20 protein-coding genes are annotated in these 21,077 nt (G+C 72.8%); 16 read left to right on the forward strand and 4 right to left on the reverse strand.

From position 1 onward, the window contains the following. The first annotated feature begins 271 nt into the window (after positions 1-271). The gene (locus ACIBCT_RS29135) at positions 272-2,098 is read left to right on the forward strand and encodes a hypothetical protein (RefSeq protein WP_399193909.1); all 1,827 of its coding nucleotides are present in this window, start codon (positions 272-274) and stop codon (positions 2,096-2,098) included. Between the two features lie 18 nt (positions 2,099-2,116). On the opposite strand, the gene ACIBCT_RS29140 is transcribed toward ACIBCT_RS29135, so the two are convergent. Further along, positions 2,117-3,469: a hypothetical protein gene (locus ACIBCT_RS29140; RefSeq protein WP_399193911.1), complete on the reverse strand. Its 1,353-nt coding sequence runs from the start codon at positions 3,467-3,469 to the stop codon at positions 2,117-2,119. Positions 3,470-3,764: 295 nt separating this feature from the next. Between ACIBCT_RS29140 and ACIBCT_RS29145 the strand changes: the two genes are divergently transcribed. The 13 genes from ACIBCT_RS29145 (at position 3,765) to ACIBCT_RS29205 (ending at position 15,995) form a co-directional block, all read left to right on the forward strand. Then, positions 3,765-4,397, forward strand: a complete 633-nt coding sequence (locus tag ACIBCT_RS29145) for an IclR family transcriptional regulator (protein WP_399193913.1) — start codon at positions 3,765-3,767, stop codon at positions 4,395-4,397. Positions 4,398-4,537: 140 nt separating this feature from the next. Beyond that, entirely contained in the window at positions 4,538-5,065 is a 528-nt protein-coding gene (locus ACIBCT_RS29150) for a GNAT family N-acetyltransferase (RefSeq protein WP_399193915.1), read from the forward strand. 173 nt (positions 5,066-5,238) lie between these two features. Beyond that, on the forward strand, positions 5,239-6,408 hold the full coding sequence (locus ACIBCT_RS29155; protein WP_399193917.1) for a homogentisate 1,2-dioxygenase: 1,170 nt from the start codon (positions 5,239-5,241) through the stop codon (positions 6,406-6,408). Positions 6,409-6,562: 154 nt separating this feature from the next. Then, a complete protein-coding gene (locus tag ACIBCT_RS29160; protein WP_399193919.1) occupies positions 6,563-7,471 on the forward strand; it encodes a hypothetical protein in 909 nt (302 codons plus the stop codon). Next, the gene (gene fahA / locus ACIBCT_RS29165) at positions 7,471-8,607 is read left to right on the forward strand and encodes a fumarylacetoacetase (RefSeq protein ID WP_399193922.1); all 1,137 of its coding nucleotides are present in this window, start codon (positions 7,471-7,473) and stop codon (positions 8,605-8,607) included. The genes ACIBCT_RS29160 and fahA overlap by 1 nt, the downstream gene beginning before the upstream one ends. 160 nt (positions 8,608-8,767) lie before the next feature. Next, the gene (locus tag ACIBCT_RS29170) at positions 8,768-9,202 is read left to right on the forward strand and encodes an NfeD family protein (protein WP_399193924.1); all 435 of its coding nucleotides are present in this window, start codon (positions 8,768-8,770) and stop codon (positions 9,200-9,202) included. 3 nt (positions 9,203-9,205) lie between these two features. Next, positions 9,206-10,315 carry an SPFH domain-containing protein gene (locus ACIBCT_RS29175; RefSeq protein WP_399193926.1) on the forward strand — a complete coding sequence of 370 codons (1,110 nt, stop codon included), beginning with the start codon at positions 9,206-9,208 and terminating at the stop codon, positions 10,313-10,315. 231 nt (positions 10,316-10,546) lie between these two features. Next, complete coding sequence (locus tag ACIBCT_RS29180; RefSeq protein WP_399193928.1) at positions 10,547-10,732, forward strand: hypothetical protein; 186 nt, start codon at positions 10,547-10,549, stop codon at positions 10,730-10,732. Between the two features lie 171 nt (positions 10,733-10,903). Further along, positions 10,904-11,932, forward strand: coding sequence for an L-threonine 3-dehydrogenase (tdh, locus tag ACIBCT_RS29185; RefSeq protein WP_399193930.1), 1,029 nt, complete (start codon positions 10,904-10,906; stop codon positions 11,930-11,932). Further along, a complete protein-coding gene (locus ACIBCT_RS29190; RefSeq protein WP_399193932.1) occupies positions 11,932-13,104 on the forward strand; it encodes a glycine C-acetyltransferase in 1,173 nt (390 codons plus the stop codon). The genes tdh and ACIBCT_RS29190 overlap by 1 nt, the downstream gene beginning before the upstream one ends. 98 nt (positions 13,105-13,202) lie before the next feature. Further along, positions 13,203-14,117: a LysR family transcriptional regulator gene (locus tag ACIBCT_RS29195; RefSeq protein WP_399193934.1), complete on the forward strand. Its 915-nt coding sequence runs from the start codon at positions 13,203-13,205 to the stop codon at positions 14,115-14,117. A gap of 37 nt (positions 14,118-14,154) precedes the next feature. After that, positions 14,155-14,310 (forward strand): hypothetical protein, encoded by a 156-nt coding sequence (locus ACIBCT_RS29200; RefSeq protein ID WP_399193936.1) that lies wholly within the window; start codon positions 14,155-14,157, stop codon positions 14,308-14,310. A 215-nt stretch (positions 14,311-14,525) separates the two neighbouring features. After that, positions 14,526-15,995, forward strand: coding sequence for an ATP-binding protein (locus tag ACIBCT_RS29205; protein WP_399193938.1), 1,470 nt, complete (start codon positions 14,526-14,528; stop codon positions 15,993-15,995). Here the strand turns inward: ACIBCT_RS29205 and ACIBCT_RS29210 are convergent. Then, complete coding sequence (locus ACIBCT_RS29210; protein ID WP_399193940.1) at positions 15,980-17,437, reverse strand: MFS transporter; 1,458 nt, start codon at positions 17,435-17,437, stop codon at positions 15,980-15,982. The two genes, ACIBCT_RS29205 and ACIBCT_RS29210, sit on opposite strands and share 16 nt — an antisense overlap. A gap of 174 nt (positions 17,438-17,611) precedes the next feature. Between ACIBCT_RS29210 and ACIBCT_RS29215 the strand changes: the two genes are divergently transcribed. Both ACIBCT_RS29215 and ACIBCT_RS29220 read left to right on the forward strand, forming a co-directional pair. Then, entirely contained in the window at positions 17,612-17,827 is a 216-nt protein-coding gene (locus ACIBCT_RS29215; protein ID WP_399193942.1) for a hypothetical protein, read from the forward strand. Between the two features lie 2 nt (positions 17,828-17,829). Beyond that, positions 17,830-18,174 (forward strand): DUF1036 domain-containing protein, encoded by a 345-nt coding sequence (locus ACIBCT_RS29220; RefSeq protein ID WP_344899627.1) that lies wholly within the window; start codon positions 17,830-17,832, stop codon positions 18,172-18,174. Between the two features lie 252 nt (positions 18,175-18,426). Here ACIBCT_RS29220 and ACIBCT_RS29225 read toward each other — a convergent pair whose 3' ends face one another. Next, positions 18,427-20,271: a hypothetical protein gene (locus tag ACIBCT_RS29225; protein WP_399193944.1), complete on the reverse strand. Its 1,845-nt coding sequence runs from the start codon at positions 20,269-20,271 to the stop codon at positions 18,427-18,429. Next, on the reverse strand, positions 20,256-21,011 hold the full coding sequence (locus ACIBCT_RS29230; protein ID WP_399193946.1) for an ABC transporter ATP-binding protein: 756 nt from the start codon (positions 21,009-21,011) through the stop codon (positions 20,256-20,258). The genes ACIBCT_RS29225 and ACIBCT_RS29230 overlap by 16 nt, the downstream gene beginning before the upstream one ends. Positions 21,012-21,077: the final 66 nt, after the last annotated feature.

Genomic DNA, 21,077 nt, shown 5'->3' on the forward strand with positions numbered 1-21,077 from the left:
GTAGTCACATCAGCACCCGGTGTGACGGGGGATGTGCGCCGCGAACGCTCCGCAGGGGCGGGCCCGGCCTGCTCCGGAGGCGGTTCCGGGTCTCGCACCCCGGGTCGTCCGCCGCGCCGCGACCCGTGTCTTCGCCGTGTCCCGCCGGATTCCGGCCGGAAGGTGATCCGGCCGCTCTCCACCCGACCACACCGGGGACCGCCCGCGTCCGGACCCGGCCATGCCGGGCGGGCACGGCGGCGCACTCACAGGGGAAGAGGCCCAGCAGTCGATGAGGAGAGCATCCAGCGGCCGGTCCGGGGGCCTGCCGCGCGGGGCCCGGCATCCGGTGACCGTCATGGCCGAGCAGATGACCGACGTCCTGCTCGACCTCGGATACCGCGTCACCGAGGGGCCCGAGGTCGAGGCGGAATGGTTCACCCTCGTCTCCGCCGACGCCCTCGGCCCACCCGGAGTCGCCGATCTCCTCACGACCACCGACCCTCCCGGCCCCCCCGTCCCCGCCGATCGTCCCGTCCTTCCCGGCGGCCCTGACGACCCCGACGGCCCGGACGGCCGTCGCCCCGGCCGGGTCCTGCGCGTGCGGGATCCCACGGACCCCGACGGGCACCGGCGCGGTTCGGGGCTGGTGCTGCGCTCCCACAGCGCGTCGCTGCGGGTGCGGGCGATGCTCGCCACCCCCCCGCCGCTCCGCGCGGTCTGCGCGGGCCGCCTGTTCCGGCCGGAGGCGGCCGGCACCGTCCACGGCCCGGTGTTCCACGAGGTCGGGGGCGTCGCCGTCGACCTGGGCCTCACCGCGGTCGATCTGGGGAAGACCCTCGACCACTTCGCCGCCTCGGTGTTCGGAGCCGGCACGGCGATCCGGCTCCGTCCCCGGCGGCCGGTGCGCGCCGGGCCACCGGCGGAGACGGACGTGGAGGTGGAGTGCCCGGCCTGCCACGGCACCGCGCCCTGCGAGGACTCCCCCGCGGGGACGTACGACGGGACCGGTGCGGGCCCGTGCGGGACGTGCGGCGGCACGGGGTGGGCGCGATGGGGGCGGTGCGGCCCGGTCCACCACCGGGTGCTGGCCGCCTGCGGCGTCGACCCGCACCGGTACGGCGCGTTCGCCTTCGGCCTGGGCGTCGAGCGCACGCTGATGCTCCGGCACGGGCTGCGGGACGTGCGCGACCTCGTCGACGGCGACGTCCGGCCCCTGCTGCGGATGGACGGCCTGCGGGCGGACGATCCCCCGCCCTCGGGCACACCGCGGCACCGGCCCCGCCCCCGGAGCGCTCCGGGCGTGCGGACGACGCCGGGCCCGCGGGCCACGCCCGTCCCGGCGGCCGTACCGGCCGCGCGGGCCGTACCGGAGATGGAGACCATTCCCCTGACGCGCGGTGGTCTCGGCGCGAGGGGGGCGCCGGGCAGAGGGGCACGTGACGGGCTCCCGCGGTCGCGGAGCCTTGAGCGGCGGATCGGTCACGCCCTCGCGGACGCCGGGTACGTCGAGACACCGCGTCTCCCGTTCGTCTGCGACGCCGCGTGGGAAGCCTTCGACCTGGCGCCCGGCGATCCGCGCCGCGCCGCGCCCGTGCTCGCGAACCCGATCGACCCGCGCGAGCGGTCGCTGCGCACCACGCTCCTCCCCGGGTTGCTGGCCGCACTGGCCCTCAACCTCACCCGGGGGAACCGCGACCCCGCGCTCTTCGAGCAGGGAACGGTCTTCACGTCCCTGCCGGGCACCGGCCCGCCGCCCGTCCCTCCGACGGGCCGGCGCCCCACCGACGACCAGCTCGCCGCGCTGGACGCCGCCGTCCCGGCCCAGCCCCGTCACCTCGCCGTCGCCCTGACCGGTGAGTCGTCGTGGGCCCGCGCGGTCGACGCCGCGCGCACGGCCGCCCACGTCATGGGGGCGGGCCTGGTCACCCGCCCCGCCGCGTACGCGCCCTGGCTGACCGGACGCTGCCTGGAGCTGCTCGCCGACGGGACCGTGCTGGGCCACGCGGGCGAGCTGCGCGCCGGTACGGTCCGGGCGCTGGGCCTGCCCCCGGGAACGAGCGCGATGGAACTCGACCTCACCGCGATGGAACGCCTCACCGACGGCCGGTGCGGATGACGCGGCGGTGACGGCCTGTCAGCCGGTGGTGAGGTAGACCTGCCCGACGATCTCGGAGAGCCGCTTGAGGTCGGCGGCCACGTCCTTCTCGGGGGTGGCCGGGTTGTAGACGGCCGCCAGGCGGCGCTGGATCGGGGTGAGCTTCTTCAGCTGCTCCCAGGCGGTCAGCCGGTTCACGGCGCCGTCGGCGTTCTTCACCCGGGTCCAGACGTTCACCTGCTGGGCGCCGCCGTCCTTGACGGGCGTCCCGAGTCGGGTGGCGATCTGGGCGTCGCTGACCTGGCCGACGAGGCCGGTCTCCTCCGCGGCGACCTGGGCCAGCACGTCCCACGAGCGGGCGCGGACCTGGATCCACTGGTTGCGGTGGGCCTGGTCGGCGTCGATCTTCCAGGTGGCGTAGCCGCCGTAGAGCAGGCCGCTGTCCAGGGAGAGCTGGTCGACGCGGCCCGCGATCAGGTGCGACTCGACCTTCTCGGGGGCGAGCAGCGGGTGGCGCTTGCGCATCTCGGTCTTGCAGGCGTCGTTCGCGCCGCAGGCCAGCTCGGGCACGACCGTGTGGACGCCCAGCCGCTTGCCCGGCGCGACCTGGCGCAGGGCGTCGGAGGCGGCGGTGACGAACGCGGTGACGTCGGCCTCCGTGCCGAACGTGGTGTTGTAGCCGAGCTGGGAGGTGAACCGGATGCCCGCCACCTCGGGGCGCGCGGCGAGCGCGCCGATGCGCTTGACCGCGGCGGTGAAGGCCACGGTGCCCGCCTTCCAGTCGTCGGCCAGCTCGGTGTCGATCCAGACCCTCAGCCGTACGTCCTTCGCGGCGGTGATCGCCTGTCCTGCGGGGCTCTGCGCGGCCGCCGTCGCGGCGGCGGGGTCCTGCGCGAACGCGGACGCGGGTGCCGCGGACGGCGTCGGGGTGGGGGTGCCGACGGGGGTGGTGGCACCGGTGTTCTCGGACCCGTTGTCCGTACCGTCGCCGCCCTCGCCGTGCCCGTCGACCGAGCACTGCCCGCCGGCCTCGCATTCGGGCGTGCCGCCGTCCTCGCCGCCGGGCAGGGGGGAGTTCTCGTCGCCCTCGACGGAGTCCTCGCCCGGTGCCGGGCAGAAGGAACCGGAGGCCGAGCAGTCGATGAACTTGCCGTCCGAGGGGGTGGCCTCCTTCAGGTGGGCCGCGTCGTCACTCCCCCAGAACAGCGCCACACCGAGGGCCTCCTCGGGCTTGGCCAGCCAGGTGCAGACCATGAACGCCGGGGCGTCGGCGCCCAGCAGGTCGGAACAGTCACGGGGATCGTCCTGCGAGTACGCCGCGCTCGGCGTCATCACACCGACGAGCGCGAGGGCGGCACCGACGGCGAGAGCCCGGCGCAGAGTAGGTCGCATATCCGAAACTCCCCGGTGAATACCGTCAAAACGATCGATTCGCACTTTACCCAGATCACCCTGACCTCAACAGCCCCGGTCAGGAAATCGACGGCCCGCCGTAACCTTCCGTTGGATTCGCGCAGGCAGGCTCGCGACGTTCCCGGCATACCGAAAGGGTCATAGCCCCATGCCGTCCCCGGCGCGCACCGGGATTCTTGCCGAAGCCCTGCACGTTCCCGGCCGCCGGTCATTACCGGCATGACAGGGTCACGGCGATAATCGGGGCATGGTTCCAGCCCGGCGGGCGTCCTAGATGGCGGCCGAATCCTCGCAGACCCTGGAGCGCGGCCTGCGGCTGCTGCGGCTGCTCGCCGACGGCCGACGGGGCCGTACCCCCACGGAGCTGGCCACGGAGCTGGGGCTCAGCCGCCCGGCGGTGTACCGGCTGCTCACCACCCTGCAGAACCAGGGCTTCGTCCGCAGGGACGGCGGCGGCCGGGTCCACCTGGGCTTCGGCGTCCTGGTCCTGGCCCGCGCGGTGCAACCGCTGCTGCGCGAGGACGCCCTGCCCACCCTGCGCAAGCTCGCCGAGGAGGTCGGGGCGACCGCGCACCTGACGGTGGCCGAGGGCGACGAGGGCCTGGCGGTCGCGGTGGTCGAACCCTCCTGGACGAACATGCACGTCGCCTACCGCGAGGGGTCGCGCCACCCGCTCACCCGGGGCGCCGCCGGGCTGGCCATCCTCGCCCTGCGCGAGGGCCGCACCGGTTACCTGGCCTCCGAGGGACAGCTCCAGGAGGGCGCGCGGGGCGTCGCCGCCCCCGTACCCGGCCTTCCCTGGCTGGAGGCGTCGGTGGGCGTGGTCGCCTTCACCGCCCTGGACCCCGACGTCGTCGGCCCCCGCGTCGCCGTCGCGGCGGCCGAGCTGTCCGGCTCGCTGACCTGAGAACGTCGCTGCCAGAGGAGGAGCGGGAAGGCGGTGCGGGTGCCGCAGGGAGAACCGGGTGCCGCGGGGAAACGGGGTGCCCGGCCGATCTGTGATCGTTACCGTGAGGTCGGACTCTGTGACCGTCCTGGAGGGTGCGGATGAACCACGTCCTGACGACCGGCCGGCTGGTGCTGCGGCCGGTGGGCACCCGTGACCTGGAAGAGCTGCGCGCGCACTGGACCTCCCCGGAGGTACGGCGGTTCCTGTTCGACGGGGACGTCCTGCCCGCGGCGGAGATCGCGGAGATCGTCGAGACGAGTGAGCGGGACTTCGCCGCGTCGGGGTACGGCGTGTGGACCGTCCGGAGACGTGAAGGGATCGGGCAGGGAGCCGAACCGCAGGGGGCCGGGCTGCTCGGGACGGCGGGTCTGCGGTCCCTGGAGGGGGCCGGGGTCGAGGTGGTCTACAGCCTGGCACCGTCCGCCTGGGGGTACGGCTACGCGACCGAGGCGGCGCGGGCCGTGGTCGAGCACGCGCTGGACACCCTGGGCCTGCCCGAGGTGCTGGCCGAGGTCGACGAGGGCAACGCCGCGTCCGTCGCCGTCGCCGAGCGCCTCGGCATGACCCCCTTCGAGACGATCCCGGGCCTGCTCGGCCCGATGACCCGCTACCGCCGGACCCGCTGACGCGCGCGCCGGAGACCGGCCGCCGAATCCCGTTCACCGGCCGCCGCCCACACCCAGCGCGCACCCCTGGGTACGGCCCTCACCGGCATGTTTGACATCTCTCCCACCCTGACCGATCGTTGTACGTATAAAGGACGTATGCGTCCGATAAGCGGACAGAGCGGGAGAAGCGGATGCCGTACTACCGGGTCGTGGGAGAGATCCCCCGCAAGCGGCACGTGCAGTTCCGGCGGCCCGACGGCGGGCTGTACGCGGAGGAGCTGATGGGTGAGGAGGGGTTCTCCAGCGACTCGTCGCTGCTGTACCACCGCCACCTCCCCACGGCGATCATCAAGGCCGAGGCCGTCGCGCCCGACGAGACCGGCAGGCTGGTGCCCAACCTGCCGCTCTCCCCGCGTCACCTGCGCACCCAGGACCTTCCCGACGGGGGCGACCTGGTCACCGGCCGCGGCCTGCTGGCGGGCAACGCCGACGTCCGCCTCTCGTACGCCGCCACCGACGTCGCCAGCGGCCTCTACCGCAACTCCATGGGCGACGAGTGCGTCTACATCGCGAGCGGGCGGGTCAGGTTCGAGTCGACGTACGGGGTGATCGAGGCCGGGGAGGGTGACTACGTGGTCGTCCCCACCGGGACGATCCACCGGTGGGTGCCGCAGGGCCGGGTCACCGCGTTCACCGTCGAGGCGTCCGGGCACATCCGGCCCCCCAAGCGCTACCTGTCGAAGTACGGCCAGTTCCTGGAGCACGCCCCCTACTGCGAGCGCGACCTGCGGACCCCGCAGGAGCCGCTGGTCGTCGAGGGCCAGGAGGTGCCGGTGCTGGTCCGCACGCGCGGCGGCCTCACCCGGCTGGTCTACCGCGAGCACCCGTTCGACGTGGTCGGCTGGGACGGCTGCCTCTACCCGTACGCGTTCAACATCAACGACTTCGAGCCGATCGTGAAGCGCACCCACGCCCCGCCGCCGGTGCACCAGACCTTCGAGGGCCCGAACTTCGTGATCTGCTCGTTCTGCCCCCGGCCGCTGGACTTCCACCCGGACGCGATCCCGATCCCGTACAACCACCACAACGTCGACTCCGACGAGCTGATGTTCTACGCGGGCGGCGACTACACCGCGCGCCGGGGCTCGGGCATCGACGTCGGCTCGGTCTCGCTGCACCCCGCCGGGTTCACCCACGGCCCGCAGCCGGGTGCCGTCGAGGCGGTCATCGAGGCGGTACGGCAGGGGCACACGGAGACGACCGAGCTGGCCGTGATGGTCGACACCTTCCGCCCCCTCGACCTGGGCCCGGCCGGGCTGTCGGTGGAGGACCCCGGCTACGCGTGGACATGGGCCCGGTGACGAGCGCGGGCCCCCGTACGAGCGGGGGCCCGTCGGCCGGCACCGGCCCGGCGGCCGCCGCCGCGGAGCCGGCCGGCAGCGGCCCGGCGGTGAACGCGAGCACGGTCACACCCGCGGGCACGGTCATGCGCCCGCGGGTGGGTAGGGACAGGCCATGAGCGCAGACGCGAGCACGCACGCCGACGGGGCCACGGGGACGAGAGCGGGCGCCGGGACCGCCCCCCTGTTCCGCGGGCTCGTCGACGACGCCGGGCTCTTCCCGCCGACCGCACTGCCGATGTCCAAGGCGCTGGAACGGCACAGGAACGACCTGGCGGGCGGCGATCCGGTGCTCACCCACCGGTTCCTCTGCCCGGCCGGCCGCCTGGACGAGCTCCGGGAGCGGGTGACCTTCCCGATCCGGCTCGGCCTGATCCTGGACGTGCCCGACCTCCCCCCGCTGGACGACCTCACCGTGGAACTGGTCGAGGTACGGCAGGGACCGGGCGAGACGCCCGGGGACGTGGCCGAGCGGCTGGCCGACCGGATGCCCGCCGGAGCCAGGCTCTTCGTCGAGGTCGTCCCCGGCGACCCGGCGTCCCTGCCGCGCGACGCCTCCGGGCCCGGCCTGAAGGTCCGCTGCGGCGGGCCGGCCGCCGACGCCTTCCCCCGCGCCGAGGACCTGGGGGCCCTGATCGCGCACTGCGCCGAGCACGGCGTGCCGTTCAAGGCGACGGCGGGGCTGCACAACGCGGTCCGCCACTTCGATCCCGCCTTGGGCGTGGACCGGCACGGCTTCCTCAACCTGGTCCTCGCGGTGTGCGCGGCCGTACAGGGGCGCGACCCGGTGGCCGTGCTGAAGCTGACCGACGTCGGCGGGCTGGTGCGGACGGCCCAGGCCGTACCCGAGGAGATCGCCACGCGCGCCCGGGAGCTGCTGGTCTCCTACGGGTCGTGCAGCACGGGCACCCCGATCGACGACCTGGTCGCCCTGGGCCTGATCGCGCACCGCCCGCCCTCCGCCGGGACCGGCCCCGGCCCCGTGCCCGGTACGACGTTCGACACAGCAGAGGAGATCGCGTGATGTCTTGGGGTCCGGAGAACCTGCCCTACGGAGTCTTCTCCCGCCAGGAGGGGCAGACCCCCCGGGTCGGCGTCCGGTACGGCGACCACGTTCTCGACCTCGCCGAAGCCCTGCACGACGAGGTGTTCGCCACCGGCTCGCTCAACGCCTTCATGTCCAGGGGCCCGGCCGCGTGGCGGGACACCCGGGCGCTGATCCAGAACAAGCTGAGCACCGACCGCGCGGTGGTCGAGCGGCACCTCGTCCCGCTGGACCAGGTCACCCTGCACCTGCCGTTCGAGGTGGCCGACTACGTCGACTTCTACTGCTCGCTGGAGCACGCCTCCAACCTGGGCCGGATGTTCCGCCCGGACGGCGAGCCGCTGATGCCCAACTGGCGGCACCTGCCGGTCGGCTACCACGGCAGGGCCGGGACGGTCGTCCCCTCCGGCACCCCGATCGTCCGGCCGGCCGGGCAGCGCGGCGCCGGGGTCTTCGGCCCGTCCGCCAAGCTGGACATCGAGGCGGAGCTGGGGTTCGTGGTGGGCGTCCCGACGGCCCTGGGCGACCGGGCCGGGCGGTTCGAGGACCACGTGTTCGGCGTGACGCTGGTCAACGACTGGAGCGCCCGCGACATCCAGGCCTGGGAGTACGTCCCGCTGGGCCCCTTCCTCGGCAAGTCCTTCGCCACCTCGGTCTCCCCGTGGATCACCCCGCTCGCGGCCCTGTTCGAGGCCCGCGTCGAGGGACGTCGCCAGGACCCCGAACCGCCCGCCTACCTGCGCAGGCAGGAGCCGTGGGGACTGGACGTGCGGCTGGAGGTCGCGGTGAACGGCGAGGTGGTCTCCCGGCCGCCGTACCGGGACATGTACTGGACGCCCGACCAGATGCTCGCCCACATGACCGTCAACGGCGCGTCCCTGCGCACCGGCGACCTCTACGCCAGCGGCACGGTCTCCGGCGCCGAGCAGGCCGAACGCGGCTCGCTCATCGAGCTGAGCTGGAACGGGACCGAGCCGTTCAAGCTCCCCGACGGCTCGACGCGGAGCTTCCTGGAGGACGGGGACGTCGTCACGATCACCGCCACCGCTCCCGGGCCCGGCGGCGCTGTGATCTCCCTGGGCGAGGTCTCGGGGAGGATCGAGCCCGCGCGCTAGGCCCCCGGACGCCTTTCCCGGCCCCCTCCCCGGACGCCTTTCCCGGCCGTCTCTCCGGCGGCCGGGGAAGGCGTCCCCTGACAGCACTCGTACGAAGACATACGGTGGAGAAGGAACCTCCCGGACATCCGTCCCGTTGTACGAGTAGGAGGGCCGGAGCATGGACTATTGGGTCATCTGGCTGATCGTGGCCGTCGTTCTGGGGATCGCCGAGATCTTCACCCTGACCACCGCCCTCGGCCTGCTCGGAGGCGCCGCCCTGTTCGGTGCCGTCGCCGCCGTCCTCGGGCTGCCGGTGCCGCTCCAGCTGGTGGCCTTCACGGTCGCCCTGGGCGCGGGGGTGACCGTGGTGCGGCCCATCGCCAAGCGGCATCTGGCCCAGCGGTCCCGGAGTGAGCGGTTCGGGATCCAGGCACTCGTGGGCAAGACCGCCTACGTGCTCCGCGAGGTGACCGGCCGGGACGGCCGGGTGCGGATCGGCGGTGAGGAGTGGTCGGCCAGGGCCTACGACGAGACCCTGGTGATCCCCGCCGGCGCGACCGTCGACGTGATCGAGATCGAGGGCGCGACCGCGCTCGTGTATCCCCGGGAGTGACACATGGACGCTCTACTCATAGCCGGACTCCTCGTCGTCCTGTTGGCGGTCTTCACCGTGATCCGTTCGGTGCGCATCGTCCCGCAGGCGCGGGCCCGCAACGTGGAACGGCTCGGCCGCTACCACAGCACCCTCGGGCCGGGTCTCAACTTCGTGATCCCGTACATCGACCGGGTCTATCCGATGATCGACCTGCGTGAGCAGGTCGTCTCCTTCAAGCCCCAGCCGGTGATCACCGAGGACAACCTCGTCGTCGAGATCGACACTGTGCTGTACTTCCAGGTCACCGACCCGCGGGCGGCGGCGTACGAGATCGCCAACTACATCCAGGCCGTGGAGCAGCTCACGGTCACCACGCTGCGCAACGTGGTCGGCTCGCTGGACCTGGAGATGACGCTGACCTCGCGTGACACGATCAACAGCCAGCTGCGCGGCGTGCTCGACGAGGCGACCGGCAAGTGGGGCATCCGGGTCAACCGGGTGGAGATCAAGGCCATCGACCCGCCCAAGAGCATCAAGGAGGCGATGGAGAAGCAGATGCGCGCCGAGCGGGACAAGCGCGCCGCGATCCTCAACGCCGAGGGCCAGCGGCAGTCGCAGATCCTCACCGCCGAGGGTGACAAGCAGAGCGCGATCCTGCGGGCCGAGGGTGACCGGAGCGCCGCGATCCTCAAGGCCGAGGGCCAGTCGCAGGCCATCGACGAGGTCTTCCAGGCGGTGCACCGCAACGACCCCGACCCCAAGCTGCTGGCCTACCAGTACCTCCAGGTCCTGCCCGAGCTGGCCAAGGGCCCGAACAACACGTTCTGGGTGATCCCCAGCGAGGTCACCTCCGCCATCCAGGGCGTCTCCAAGGCGTTCACCGAGGCGCTGCCGCAGTCGTCGGCCGTCAACGAGACCCCCCGGGTCAACGAGGCCGCGGCCGAGGAGCGGAAGCTGGCCGAGCAGGCCGCCGCGGAGGCGGTCGCCGAGGCGGCCGAGGCCGACCTGGGGCCGCGTCAGCTCAGCGCCGGCCCCTCGCGCCTGCCCGGTGACGGCCTCACCGACGGTCTCGCCGACGGCCGGCAGGAGCGTCCCCTCCACCAGGAGCGGAACAGCGGCACCACCTCGTGATCCCCTCACGGTGCGGCCCTACCCGGACACCCGGCGGGCCGGAAGCGTAGTGACCGGCGTCGCCGTGACCGAACCGACCCTGCCAGGGGTCGCACTGGCCACGGCCACCGGGGTCCTGACCACGCTGCGCCAGGAGGGGACGGTGGAGACCCGACCCCGCGGCCCCGGCACCCCGCACGACCGGCGCGCCCGCCTCGAGCGGGCGCGCGGGCGCTGTGAAGCCGCCATCCCTTGCCGGCGCACATCGGCCCGCTCCATCGGCCGCTGACGGTGCCGAGCCTGCTGGTGTACGCCGAGTGGGCACTGAGCGCCCTCGACGGCCACGACCTCGACCCGGACGAGCTGTTCGAGTTCGGCCTCGGGCCACTGCTCGACGGCGTCGCGGCGCTCATCGAGGCCCGGTCCGGTCGGGGCTGACCAGGGTGGGAGCCGTCTACCTCCTGGTTCGCAGGCAGATGTCCGGGTACTCCTCTAGGACTCGGGAACCGGGTGTGAAGCAATGCCGTCGGTGGGATTAAGAAAACCGCGATGGACACCCCGAAGGCCACGGGGCACAGTGCGTAGGGTCGGAACGAGGGGAGATCCGCGATGAAGGCACTGGTCAAGGAACGGGCCGAGCCCGGCCTGTGGCTGGCGGACGTGCCGGAGCCGTCCATCGGCGCCGGGGAGGTGCTGATCAAGGTGCTGCGCACCGGCATCTGCGGCACCGACCTGCACATCCGGAGCTTCGACGCCTGGGCCCGGCAGACGCTGCGGACACCGCTGATCATCGGCCACGAGTTCTGCGGCCAGGTGGTCGAGGTGGCGCCCGGCGTGGAGGACATCGCCCCCGGCGACCTGGTCAGCGGGGAGGGGCACATCGTCTGCGGCAAGTGCCGCAACTGCATGGCAGGCCGGCGGCACCTGTGCCGCAACACGATCGGCCTGGGGGTGAACCGCGACGGCGCCTTCGCCGAGTACGTGACGCTCCCGGCCTCCAACGTCTGGGTGCACCGGACGCCGGTCGACCCGGACATCGCGGCGATCTTCGACCCTTTCGGCAACGCCGTGCACACCGCCCTGACCTTCCCCATGGTCGGCGAGGACGTGCTGATCACCGGTGCCGGGCCGATCGGGCTGATGGCCGCCGCGGTGGCCACGCACGTGGGCGCCCGCAACGTGGTCATCACCGACGTCAGCCCCGAACGGCTGGAGCTGGCCCGCAAGCTCGGCGTGACGCTGGCGCTGAACGTCGCCGAGACGCACGTCCAGGAGGGCATGCACGAGCTGGGCATGCGCGAGGGCTTCGACGTGGGCCTGGAGATGTCGGGCAACCCCCGGGCGCTCCGCGAGATGATCGCCAACATGTCGCACGGCGGGAAGATCGCCATGCTCGGCCTGCCCTCCTCCGAGTTCGCCGTCGACTTCGCCACCATCGTGACCTCGATGATCACCCTCAAGGGCATCTACGGCCGGGAGATGTACGAGACCTGGTACGCCATGTCCGTGCTGCTGGAGAAGGGCCTCGACCTGTCCCCCGTGATCACCGACCGCTTCTCCTACCGCGACTTCGACGCGGCCTTCGACACCGCCGCCGGCGGCAAGACCGGCAAGATCATCATGGATTGGACGGCCTGATGTTCGACAACGTTCGCGACGACCTCCGTACCACCCTGGACGAGATCGCCGAGGCGGGCCTGCTCAAGCCCGAGCGGGTCATCACCACCCCGCAGCGCGCCGGGATCGCGGTCGCCGGGGGCGGACAGGTGCTCAACTTCTGCGCCAACAACTACCTCGGGCTGGCCGACCACCCCGAGGTGGTCGCCGCCGCCAAGGAGGCCCTGGACCGCTGGGGCTTCGGCATGGCGTCGGTCCGTTTCATCTGCGGCACCCAGGAGGTGCACAAGGAGCTGGAGGCGCGGCTGTCGGCCTTCCTGGGCCAGGAGGACACGGTCCTGTACAGCTCGTGCTTCGACGCCAACGGCGGGGTGTTCGAGACGCTGCTCGACGACCGGGACGCGGTCATCTCCGACGCGCTCAACCACGCCAGCGTCATCGACGGCATCCGGCTGTCCAAGGCGCGGCGGCTGCGCTACGCCAACCGCGACCTGGCCGAGCTGGAGGCGCGGCTCAAGGAGTCCTCCGACGCCCGGCGCAGGCTGATCGTCACCGACGGCGTCTTCTCCATGGACGGCTACGTCGCCCCGCTGGCGGAGATCTGCGACCTGGCCGACCGCTACGACGCCATGGTGATGGTCGACGACTCGCACGCCGTCGGCTTCGTCGGCGACCACGGCGGCGGCACCCCCGAGCTGCACGGCGTACGCGACCGGGTCGACATCCTCACCGGCACGCTCGGCAAGGCGCTCGGCGGGGCCAGCGGCGGCTACGTCGCGGCGCGGAAGGAGATCTGCGAGCTGCTCCGCCAGCGCTCGCGTCCCTACCTGTTCTCCAACTCCCTCGCACCGGTGATCGCCGCCTCCTCGCTCCGCGTCCTGGACCTGATCAGCGGCTCGGACGAGGCCAGGACGCGGCTGCGCGCCAACACCGCGCGCTTCCGCACCGGCATGACCGAGGCCGGGTTCGACATCCTGCCGGGCGACCACCCCATCGTCCCGGTGATGATCGGCGACGCCGCCGAGGCCGGGGCGATGGCCGAGCGCCTGCTGGAGCGGGGCGTCTACGTGATCGGCTTCTCCTACCCGGTGGTCCCGCACGGCCAGGCCCGGATCCGGGTCCAGCTCTCGGCCGCCCACTCGGCCGAGGACGTCGACCACGCGATCGAGGCGTTCGTCGCCGCCCGCGGCTGAACACCCGTCCCCTCGCCCCGTCCCCCTCCCCCTCGGACCGCCGGTCCTCCGGACGGGTCCGGGCACGGGGCGCGGGTGATCTCGGCGACAATACAGGCGTGATAGACACGCGGCGGCTCAGGACCCTGCGCGCGGTCGCCGATCACCGTACGGTCACCGCGGCCGCGGCGGCGCTGCACCTGACCCCCTCGGCGGTCTCCCAGCAGCTCCTCGCCCTGGAGCACGAGGTGGGACACCGGCTGCTCGACCGCGACGGCCGGGGCGTGCGGCTGACCGCCGTGGGCCGCATCCTGCTCGGTCACGCCAACGAGGTCCTCGCCCAGCTGGAGCGGGCCGGGGCCGACATCGCCTCCCACACCGCCGGTACGGCGGGCGAGGTGACGGTGGCCTCCTTCGCCACCGCGATCGGCCTGGTCGTGGCCCCGGCGGTCGGCGTCCTGCGCGACAGGGAGCCGGGCATCCGGGTGCGCGTCCTGGACGCCGAGGGCGACCAGAGCCTCACCATGGTCCTGGACGGGGCGGTGGACGCGGCCGTGGCCGTGGAGTACCGCGGCGCCCCGGCCGAGGACGACCGGCGGCTCTCGCGCGTACCGCTGTACTCCGAGCCCTTCGACGTGGTGCTCCCCTCAGGCCACCCCCTGTCCGGGAGCGAGGTGACGGTGGCGGACCTGTCCGGCGAGACCTGGATCGGCCCCTACCCCGGCAACCCCTGCCACGACGTGATCGCCCTGGCCTGCGAGCACGCGGGCTTCACCCCCGAGTTCGCCCACTCCTCCGACGACTTCAGCGCGGTGGTCGCGCTGGCCGCCGCCGGGGCCGGGGTGGCGATGGTGCCGCGCCTGGCCCTGCGTGGCGTCGGCCTGTCGGGTGTGACCGTCCGCGAGGTCGCGGGACCCGAACGCCGTGTCTTCGCCGCCGTACGCCGGGGCGCGGAACGCCACCCCCTGCTCGTCCCACTGCTGGAGGTCCTGCGGGACACCGCGACGGCCCTGCGCCGTACCGCGCCCGCGTAGGGCGGCCACGGCCACCGCCTCGCCCACCTCCCGGCCCTTGCCACGGGTGGACGCCCCCGGGGAGTGGGCGCGCTTCGGGTGGCGCTACGAGGACGCCTCCGGGCGGAGCCTGCTGACCGGGACGGACATGGTGCACGTCACCCCCGGGGGTGACATCGACGAGATCGTCGTCTTCGCCGACCGCCCGGAGTGATCCCCGGAGCGGCCTTCGACCGGCCATGCCGGTTCAGGCCGGACGACGACCGGCCGGTGTGATCCTGGCGGGGCTTCCGGTACCGAACGGCGTGCACGCGGCGGGGCCTCTCGTTCACGAGGCGCGTCCCACGAGCCGTGCCCGTTCTTCCGAATACCGGGATTCAATGATGAGCCGACCTATAATAAACGTCTTCATCATTGACGGAGATGCGCATGGACAAGCCCGCGGGAATGTTCGACCGCGACTACGAGTGGTCGGAACTGTCGCGCTTCGTCCGCTACACCGGACCGGAGGCGACGCTCGGCGTGGTGTCCGGACGCCGCCGCCAGGGCAAGACCTTCCTCCTGGACGCGGTCTGCCGGGCCACGGGCGGGTTCTACTTCGCCGCGACCGAGGCGACCGAGACCGAATCTCTCCAGCAGTTCGGTACGGCCCTCGCCCGTCATCTCGGAGAGCCGGTCCCTCGCAGGTTCGCGAACTGGGACGAGGCCGTCGAATCCCTGATGACCATCGCCGTCGCCGGGCCGACCCCCGTGGTCATCGACGAGTTCCCCTATCTGGCCAAGGCCTCCCCGCACCTGCCCTCCCTGATCCAGCGGGCTCTCGGCCCCCAGGGGCAGCGTCACGGCAGCGCGGTACGGCTCCTGCTGTGCGGGTCGGCCCTGTCCTTCATGGGCTCACTCCTCGCGGGAACCGCGCCGCTCCGTGGTCGCGCGAGCCTGGAGCTGATGGTCCCCACCCTCGACTACCGGCTGGCCAGGGACTTCTGGGGCATCGCCGATCCGGCCCTGGCGTTGCAGGTCAACGCCGTCGTCGGCGGTACCCCCGCCTACAGACGCGAATTCACCCTCGGCGACGTCCCCTCCGGCATCGACGACTTCGGACCGTGGGTGACGCGTAATGTGCTCAACCCGGGCCGTCCCCTCTTCCGCGAGGCCCGGTTCCTCCTCGCCGAGGAGCCCGAGCTACGGGACGTCGCCCTGTACCACGGTGTCCTGTCGGCGATCGCGAACGGCAACCACACTCGGGGCGGCATCGCCGGTTACCTCGGCCGCAAGTCCACCGACCTGGGCCATTCCCTGACGCTCCTGGAGGACGTCGGAATGATCGCCCGCGATCCGGACGCCTTCCACGGCAAACGTTCCACCTATCGCATCACCGAGCCCATCCTCAGCTTCTACCACGCGATCATGAGGCCGGAGTGGACCGACCTGGAGCGTCCCGGTTACGCCGAACAGGTCTGGCGGCGTTCGCGGACGGCGTTTCACAGCAAGATCCTCCGCCCGCACTTCGAACACCTGGCCCGCACCTGGACGCGCTGGTACGCCCATGCCGAAACCCTCGGTGGTCTGCGCACCCGTGTCGCCTCCGGCGTCCTGCCCGACCCTGCGGCCAAGAGCAGCCACGAGATCGACGTCGTCGTCTTCGGACGTAACGACGAGGGCGGGGAGGTCATCCTCGCGATCGGTGAGGCGAAGTACGGCGACGTCATCGGCCGTGGTCACCTTGAGCGCCTCGAGCGCCTCCGGGAACTTCTCATCCGTCGCGACGACCGCGCCACCCCGGGCACCCGGCTTCTGTTGTTCGGCGCCGCCGGTTTCATGCCCCAGCTGCGGGAGACCGCACGGGACCGCGTGGACGTCCAGCTCGTCGACCTGACCCGTCTCTACGAGGGTTCCTGAACCCTCACGTCCCGTGAAGGACGGGGCGCCGGGTCGTCCTCGGTGCGGGGTGACACGAGCAGGGCGGCCAGCAGGCAGGCCGCGGCCGTCGCGAGGACGAGGGTCAGGCCGGCGCGCGTACCGGGCGCGACGAGCAGGATCCAGCCGAACGCGGCGGTGCCGAGCGAGCCTCCGAGCTGGCGGGCGAAGGTCAGGGTGCCCATCGCCGCGCCGATCTGCTCGGGACGGGCACGCCCCTGGGCGATCAGCGTGTACGCCTGCATGGACAGACCCAGGGCGCCGCCCGCCAGGGCCATGCCGAGCACGGCGATCGCGACCGACAGCGGGCGCGGGGCCTGGTGCAGGGCGGGGAGCAGGGCCAGCGCCGCCGTACCGGCGACGCCCATGACGAGGGCGAGACGGCCCCAGCCGGTGACGGCCGGCCGGCGGCGGGCCAGGACGGAGAAGGCCGAGGTGGCCGCGAGCTGGCCACCGGTCAGGGCCAGCAGCAGCAGGCCCGTGCGCCCGCCGTCCGCGCCGGTCCCCTCCTGGACGGCCATCGGGACGAAGGCGAAGGTGCCGAACAGCGCGACACCGGCCAGGCCGGTCGCGACGATGCTGCGGGCCAGGCCGCGATCGGCGAAGAGGGACGGCGGGATCAGCGGCTCGGCGGCCCGGCGCTCGGTCCGGACGAACAGGACCGCGCAGACGGCGACGGCCGCGACCACGGCGCCGGCGCCGGCGCCGAGCGGGCTGCGGGCCAGGGACTCCGAGGCTCCCAGCGCGACCGTACCGCCTCCGACGGCCGCGACGAGCAGGGCACCGGCCAGGTCGAACGGGGTACGGGCCCGCTCCGGCGGCCGTCCCGGAAGCCCGCGCAGCGCCAGGAGCGCGGCGACGGCACAGAGCGGGAGGTTGATCGTGAAGATCCACCGCCAGCCGGGTCCGGCCGCCAGCAGACCGCCCAGGGGCGGCCCGGCCAGCGAGGAGAGCGCCATGACGCCGATGAGGTACCCCTGGCGCCTGATCAGCTCCTCGCGGGTGAACATCTGCGCCAGGGCGCTGATCGCGGTGACCACCAGGCCGCCCCCGCCGACGCCCTGGACCGCCCGCGCGGCGATCAGGGCGGGAAGGGAGGGGGCCAGGGCGCAGGCCAGCGATCCGGCGGCGAAGATCAGCAGGGCGCCGTGGAAGACCGCGCGGCGGCCGAGCAGGTCACCGAGCTTGCCGTGCACGGGGGTGGAGACGGTGACGGTGAGCAGGTAGACGGCGGTGACGGCGGCGATCGCGCCGCCCGATCGCAGGTCGGCGGCCATGGCCGGGAGGGCGGCGACCACGACGTTGCCGTCCAGCTGGGCCATGAACATGCCCGCCAGCAGGGCGGCGAAGGCGAACCGCGTCGCGCGGGAGGACCGGGAGGGCCGGGAGGGCACGGCGGTGCCGCCGGAAGAAGATGCGTGCATATCGCACACATTACGATGGTTGCGATATGCACGCAATACGCGACGAGTGGTCTCGCGAGACCAGGCCGGGCGCCCCGTCATCACGAAAATGAAAACGATTATTTACATGACCATGATGACTACTTTATGCTGTCGTTCGATCACCCTTCGACATGACAGGAAGTAGGTGAGCACATGCCGGACAACGGCACGGAGATCCCTCCCGACCCCCGGGTGGCCTTCACGGACCTGACGACGGCCGACACGGGCCAGACGGACCAGCGCCCCGGGGTGGCCGACCGCACCGCCGTGGCCGCCAAGGGCGGCGACCCCCTGCCCCCGCTGGCCGACGAGGAGCTCGACGACAGACCGCTGGCCCTGCGCTTCACGGAAACGGCATCGGAGGAGTAGACATGCAACTGCGCTTCCGCAACCGCTACAGCTCCAAGGTGTGGGTCGCGATCATGTTCTACAGCCCGGACGGCTGCCGCGACTACGGCCAGTGGGGCACCCGGGGCTGGTGGGCGATCGACCCGGGCGGCGAGGCGTTCGTCCTCAACACCACCAACCGCTACGCCGCCTTCTACGCCGAAGCCGCCAACGGGGCCGTCTGGACCGGCCCGTACGGCCCGATGTACGTCTACCAGAACGCCTTCGACTCCTGCCTGGGCATCGGCAGCACCGCCGCCAGGCTCGTCGGTACCCGCCTGGTCGACATGAACGGTTACTCGACCTACTACGTGAACCTCACCGCATGACGCGCTCCGCCCCCTGACGCACCGCCCGGCAGCGGCCGGCCCGGTGCGACGGTACGGCGGACGCGGATGAGCGCCTCCCGGGCGACGGCCACCGATCCCCCTTTCCGGGCCGTCCCCCCTTACCGGGAGGCGCTCGATCCCACGCATCACCTCGGCGCCGGCGCGACTCCCGCCGTCCCGGCCCCCGGACACCGGCCGTGCCGATCTCGTCCGGACGGGCGGCGGCTCACCTTCTCCGCGCCCGCCCCCGCGTCATCGGCGGCCGCTCGCGACCGCCGCCGGCTCGACCGGCTCGGCGTCCGCCGCGGCCCGGGAGAGCCTCCTGCGGCGATAGGGGATGATCACGCCCGTCGCGTAGATCGCCACCCCCAGCAGGACCATGAACACGATCGTCGGCCACTGCAGCCACGGCGGCAGGTAGAGGGCCAGGAACCACGCACGCGTCGGGCTTCCCGTCGCCTTGAGGTATCCGGCCACCAGCCCCTGCGGGAACAACGGGATCGCGCCCACCATGAAGCAGAGCCCCACGATGATCTGCTCGTGGCGCGGCAGGTCCTCGAAACCGGTCCGGACGCCCGGCGTGCCGCTCGGCCCGGAGGACGACCTGCGGCCGGTGCGCATCATGTTGAGCAGTTCGGGCCCCTGCGCGAGCAACCGTCGCTCGGCGAGCAGCCCGAGCCCCCAGTACCAGAGGATCCCGGTCAGGACGCCGACGGCCACGCCCGCCCAGCCGTACAGCGCCGCCACGATCACCGCGGGGGCCGCGGTGAGGATCGCCAGCATCAGCACCGCGTACACCATGCCGGTGACCGCGCCGTCGTCGTCGGTGGAGCGCAGCGGGTTGCCACCGCGCCGGTGCGGGTCGGTGCCGGGGATGAGCCCGTACACCGAGACCAGGGCGACCAGCCCGGCACCGCCACCCAGCAGTGCGGGCAGGACGGCGAGCAGCATGGGCCACGGCCCGCCGGTGACCAGGGCCAGGCCGACCGTCAGCACGACGGCGAGGGGCGCGACCGACAGCAGCCACGCGTGCTGCCGCCCGCGGACGTCGCTCGCGCCGGGGGTCATGAGCGTCAGCCACAGCGCGGTGCCGTCGGTGCCGTAGAGGTTGGCCGACATGGCCGCGGCCATCACGACGAAGACCGGTCCCGCCCAGGGCAGCATCCCGGTCCAGCCCATCAGCAGCGGGGCCGCGGCGAAGCACACGCCGTAGGCGAGGGCGAAGGTCAGCTGATGGGTGCGCACCAGGTCACGCGACCAGGTACGCGCCTCCTTGGCCAGTACGGCGCCGGAGGCGGTGGTGGCCCGGATCGGGCGCCGTCCCCTCGTGGCCGCCCTGGACGCGCCGGCCCTCCGGGTGAGCAGCACCGCCCACGCGGCCAGCAGCAGGACGACCAGCAGCGCCATCCCGCCCAGGGCCGCAAGCACCCGGAGCCAGTCGGCGGACCCGGCGGCCTCGACCGCGACCGTCCCCCAGCCGGAGGGCAACCGGCGGGCCAGGTCCGTCACCACCGGCGGGATGCCGTTCGTCTCCCCGAGCACCACGAAGACGACCCAGATCTGGCCCAGGAACGCCAGGATCACGCCGTTGGCCAGGCCCGCGCCGATCGCGCCCACGCGGGAGCGCAGGGCCAGGCCGAGCACGGCGACCGCGACCCGGGAGAGCAGGACGAACACGGCGAGCTGGAGCAGCATCGCGGGGAGCGAGACGAGCGCGGCCACGACCCCCTGCCGCACGCCGAGGACCGCCAGCCCGGCCAGGGCGATCAGGCTGATCGCGGGCGCCACCCCGACGAAGGCCGCCATGAGCAGTCCCGAGGCCAGGCGGCGCGGGCGCAGGCCGAGCAGCGTGAAGTACTCCGGGCGGAGCGTCTCGTCGCCGCCGCCGGCGAAGACGGGGCCGAGCACCCAGCCCAGCATCCAGACGGCGTAGACGGCCACGAGCAGGTCGGCCCCGGACAGGGCCGCGATGATCGTGCCGGCCGCGAGGGTCAGGCCGAGCAGCGCGCCCATGAAGACGAAGCCGGCCCGCTGTCCCGTCATCGAGTGACGGAGCACGGCCACCTTCATCCGGACCATGGTCAGCTCGACAGCCATGTCAGCTCCTTCGATCCGCCGTCGGAGGTGCCGACCAGCTCGACGAAGGTGTCCTCCAGGGAGCCGGTGCCGCGGACCTCGTCCAGGGGCCCCGCGGCGGCCACCCGGCCCTTGTCGATCACTCCGACGTGGTCGCAGAGCTGCTCCACCAGGGCCATGACGTGGCTGGAGAGCACGACGGAGCCGCCCCCGGCCACGAAGCCGCGCAGGATCGTTTTGATCGTCGCGGCGGAGACGGGGTCCACCGCCTCGAAGGGCTCGTCGAGCACGAGCAGCCTCGGCGCGTGCAGCAGGGCGGTGGCCAGGCCGATCTTCTTGCGCATGCCGGTGGAGTACTCGATGACGAGCGTCTTCTCGGCCACGTCGAGCTCCAGCACGGACAGCAGCTCGTCGGCGCGGCGGTCGACGACGTCGCGCGGCAGCCCGCGGAGCAGTCCGAGGTAGGTCAGCACCTCGCGGCCGGTGAGCCGTTCGGGCATGGCCATCCCGTCGGGCAGGACGCCGACCAACGTCTTGGCCGTGGCCGGATCGGACCAGACGTCGGCGCCGAAGATCCGCGCGTGGCCCTCGTCGGGGCGCAGCAGGCCGACGGCCATGGACAGGGTGGTGGTCTTGCCGGCGCCGTTCTGGCCGACGAGCCCGTAGAAGGAGCCCTGGGGGATGGTCAGGTTCACGTGATCGACGGCTACCTTCTCACCGAAGGTCTTGCACAGGCCGTGGATCTCAAGTGCTGCGGGCATTTGATGACTCCGGATGGCGGGGGGAACCGGCCGGTTCGCGTGCGAGGTGGCCGGGTGGTGGATCAG

This window comes from Streptosporangium sp. NPDC050855, assembly GCF_044456585.1.
GTDB classification, from domain to species: Bacteria; Actinomycetota; Actinomycetes; order Streptosporangiales; family Streptosporangiaceae; genus Streptosporangium; species Streptosporangium longisporum.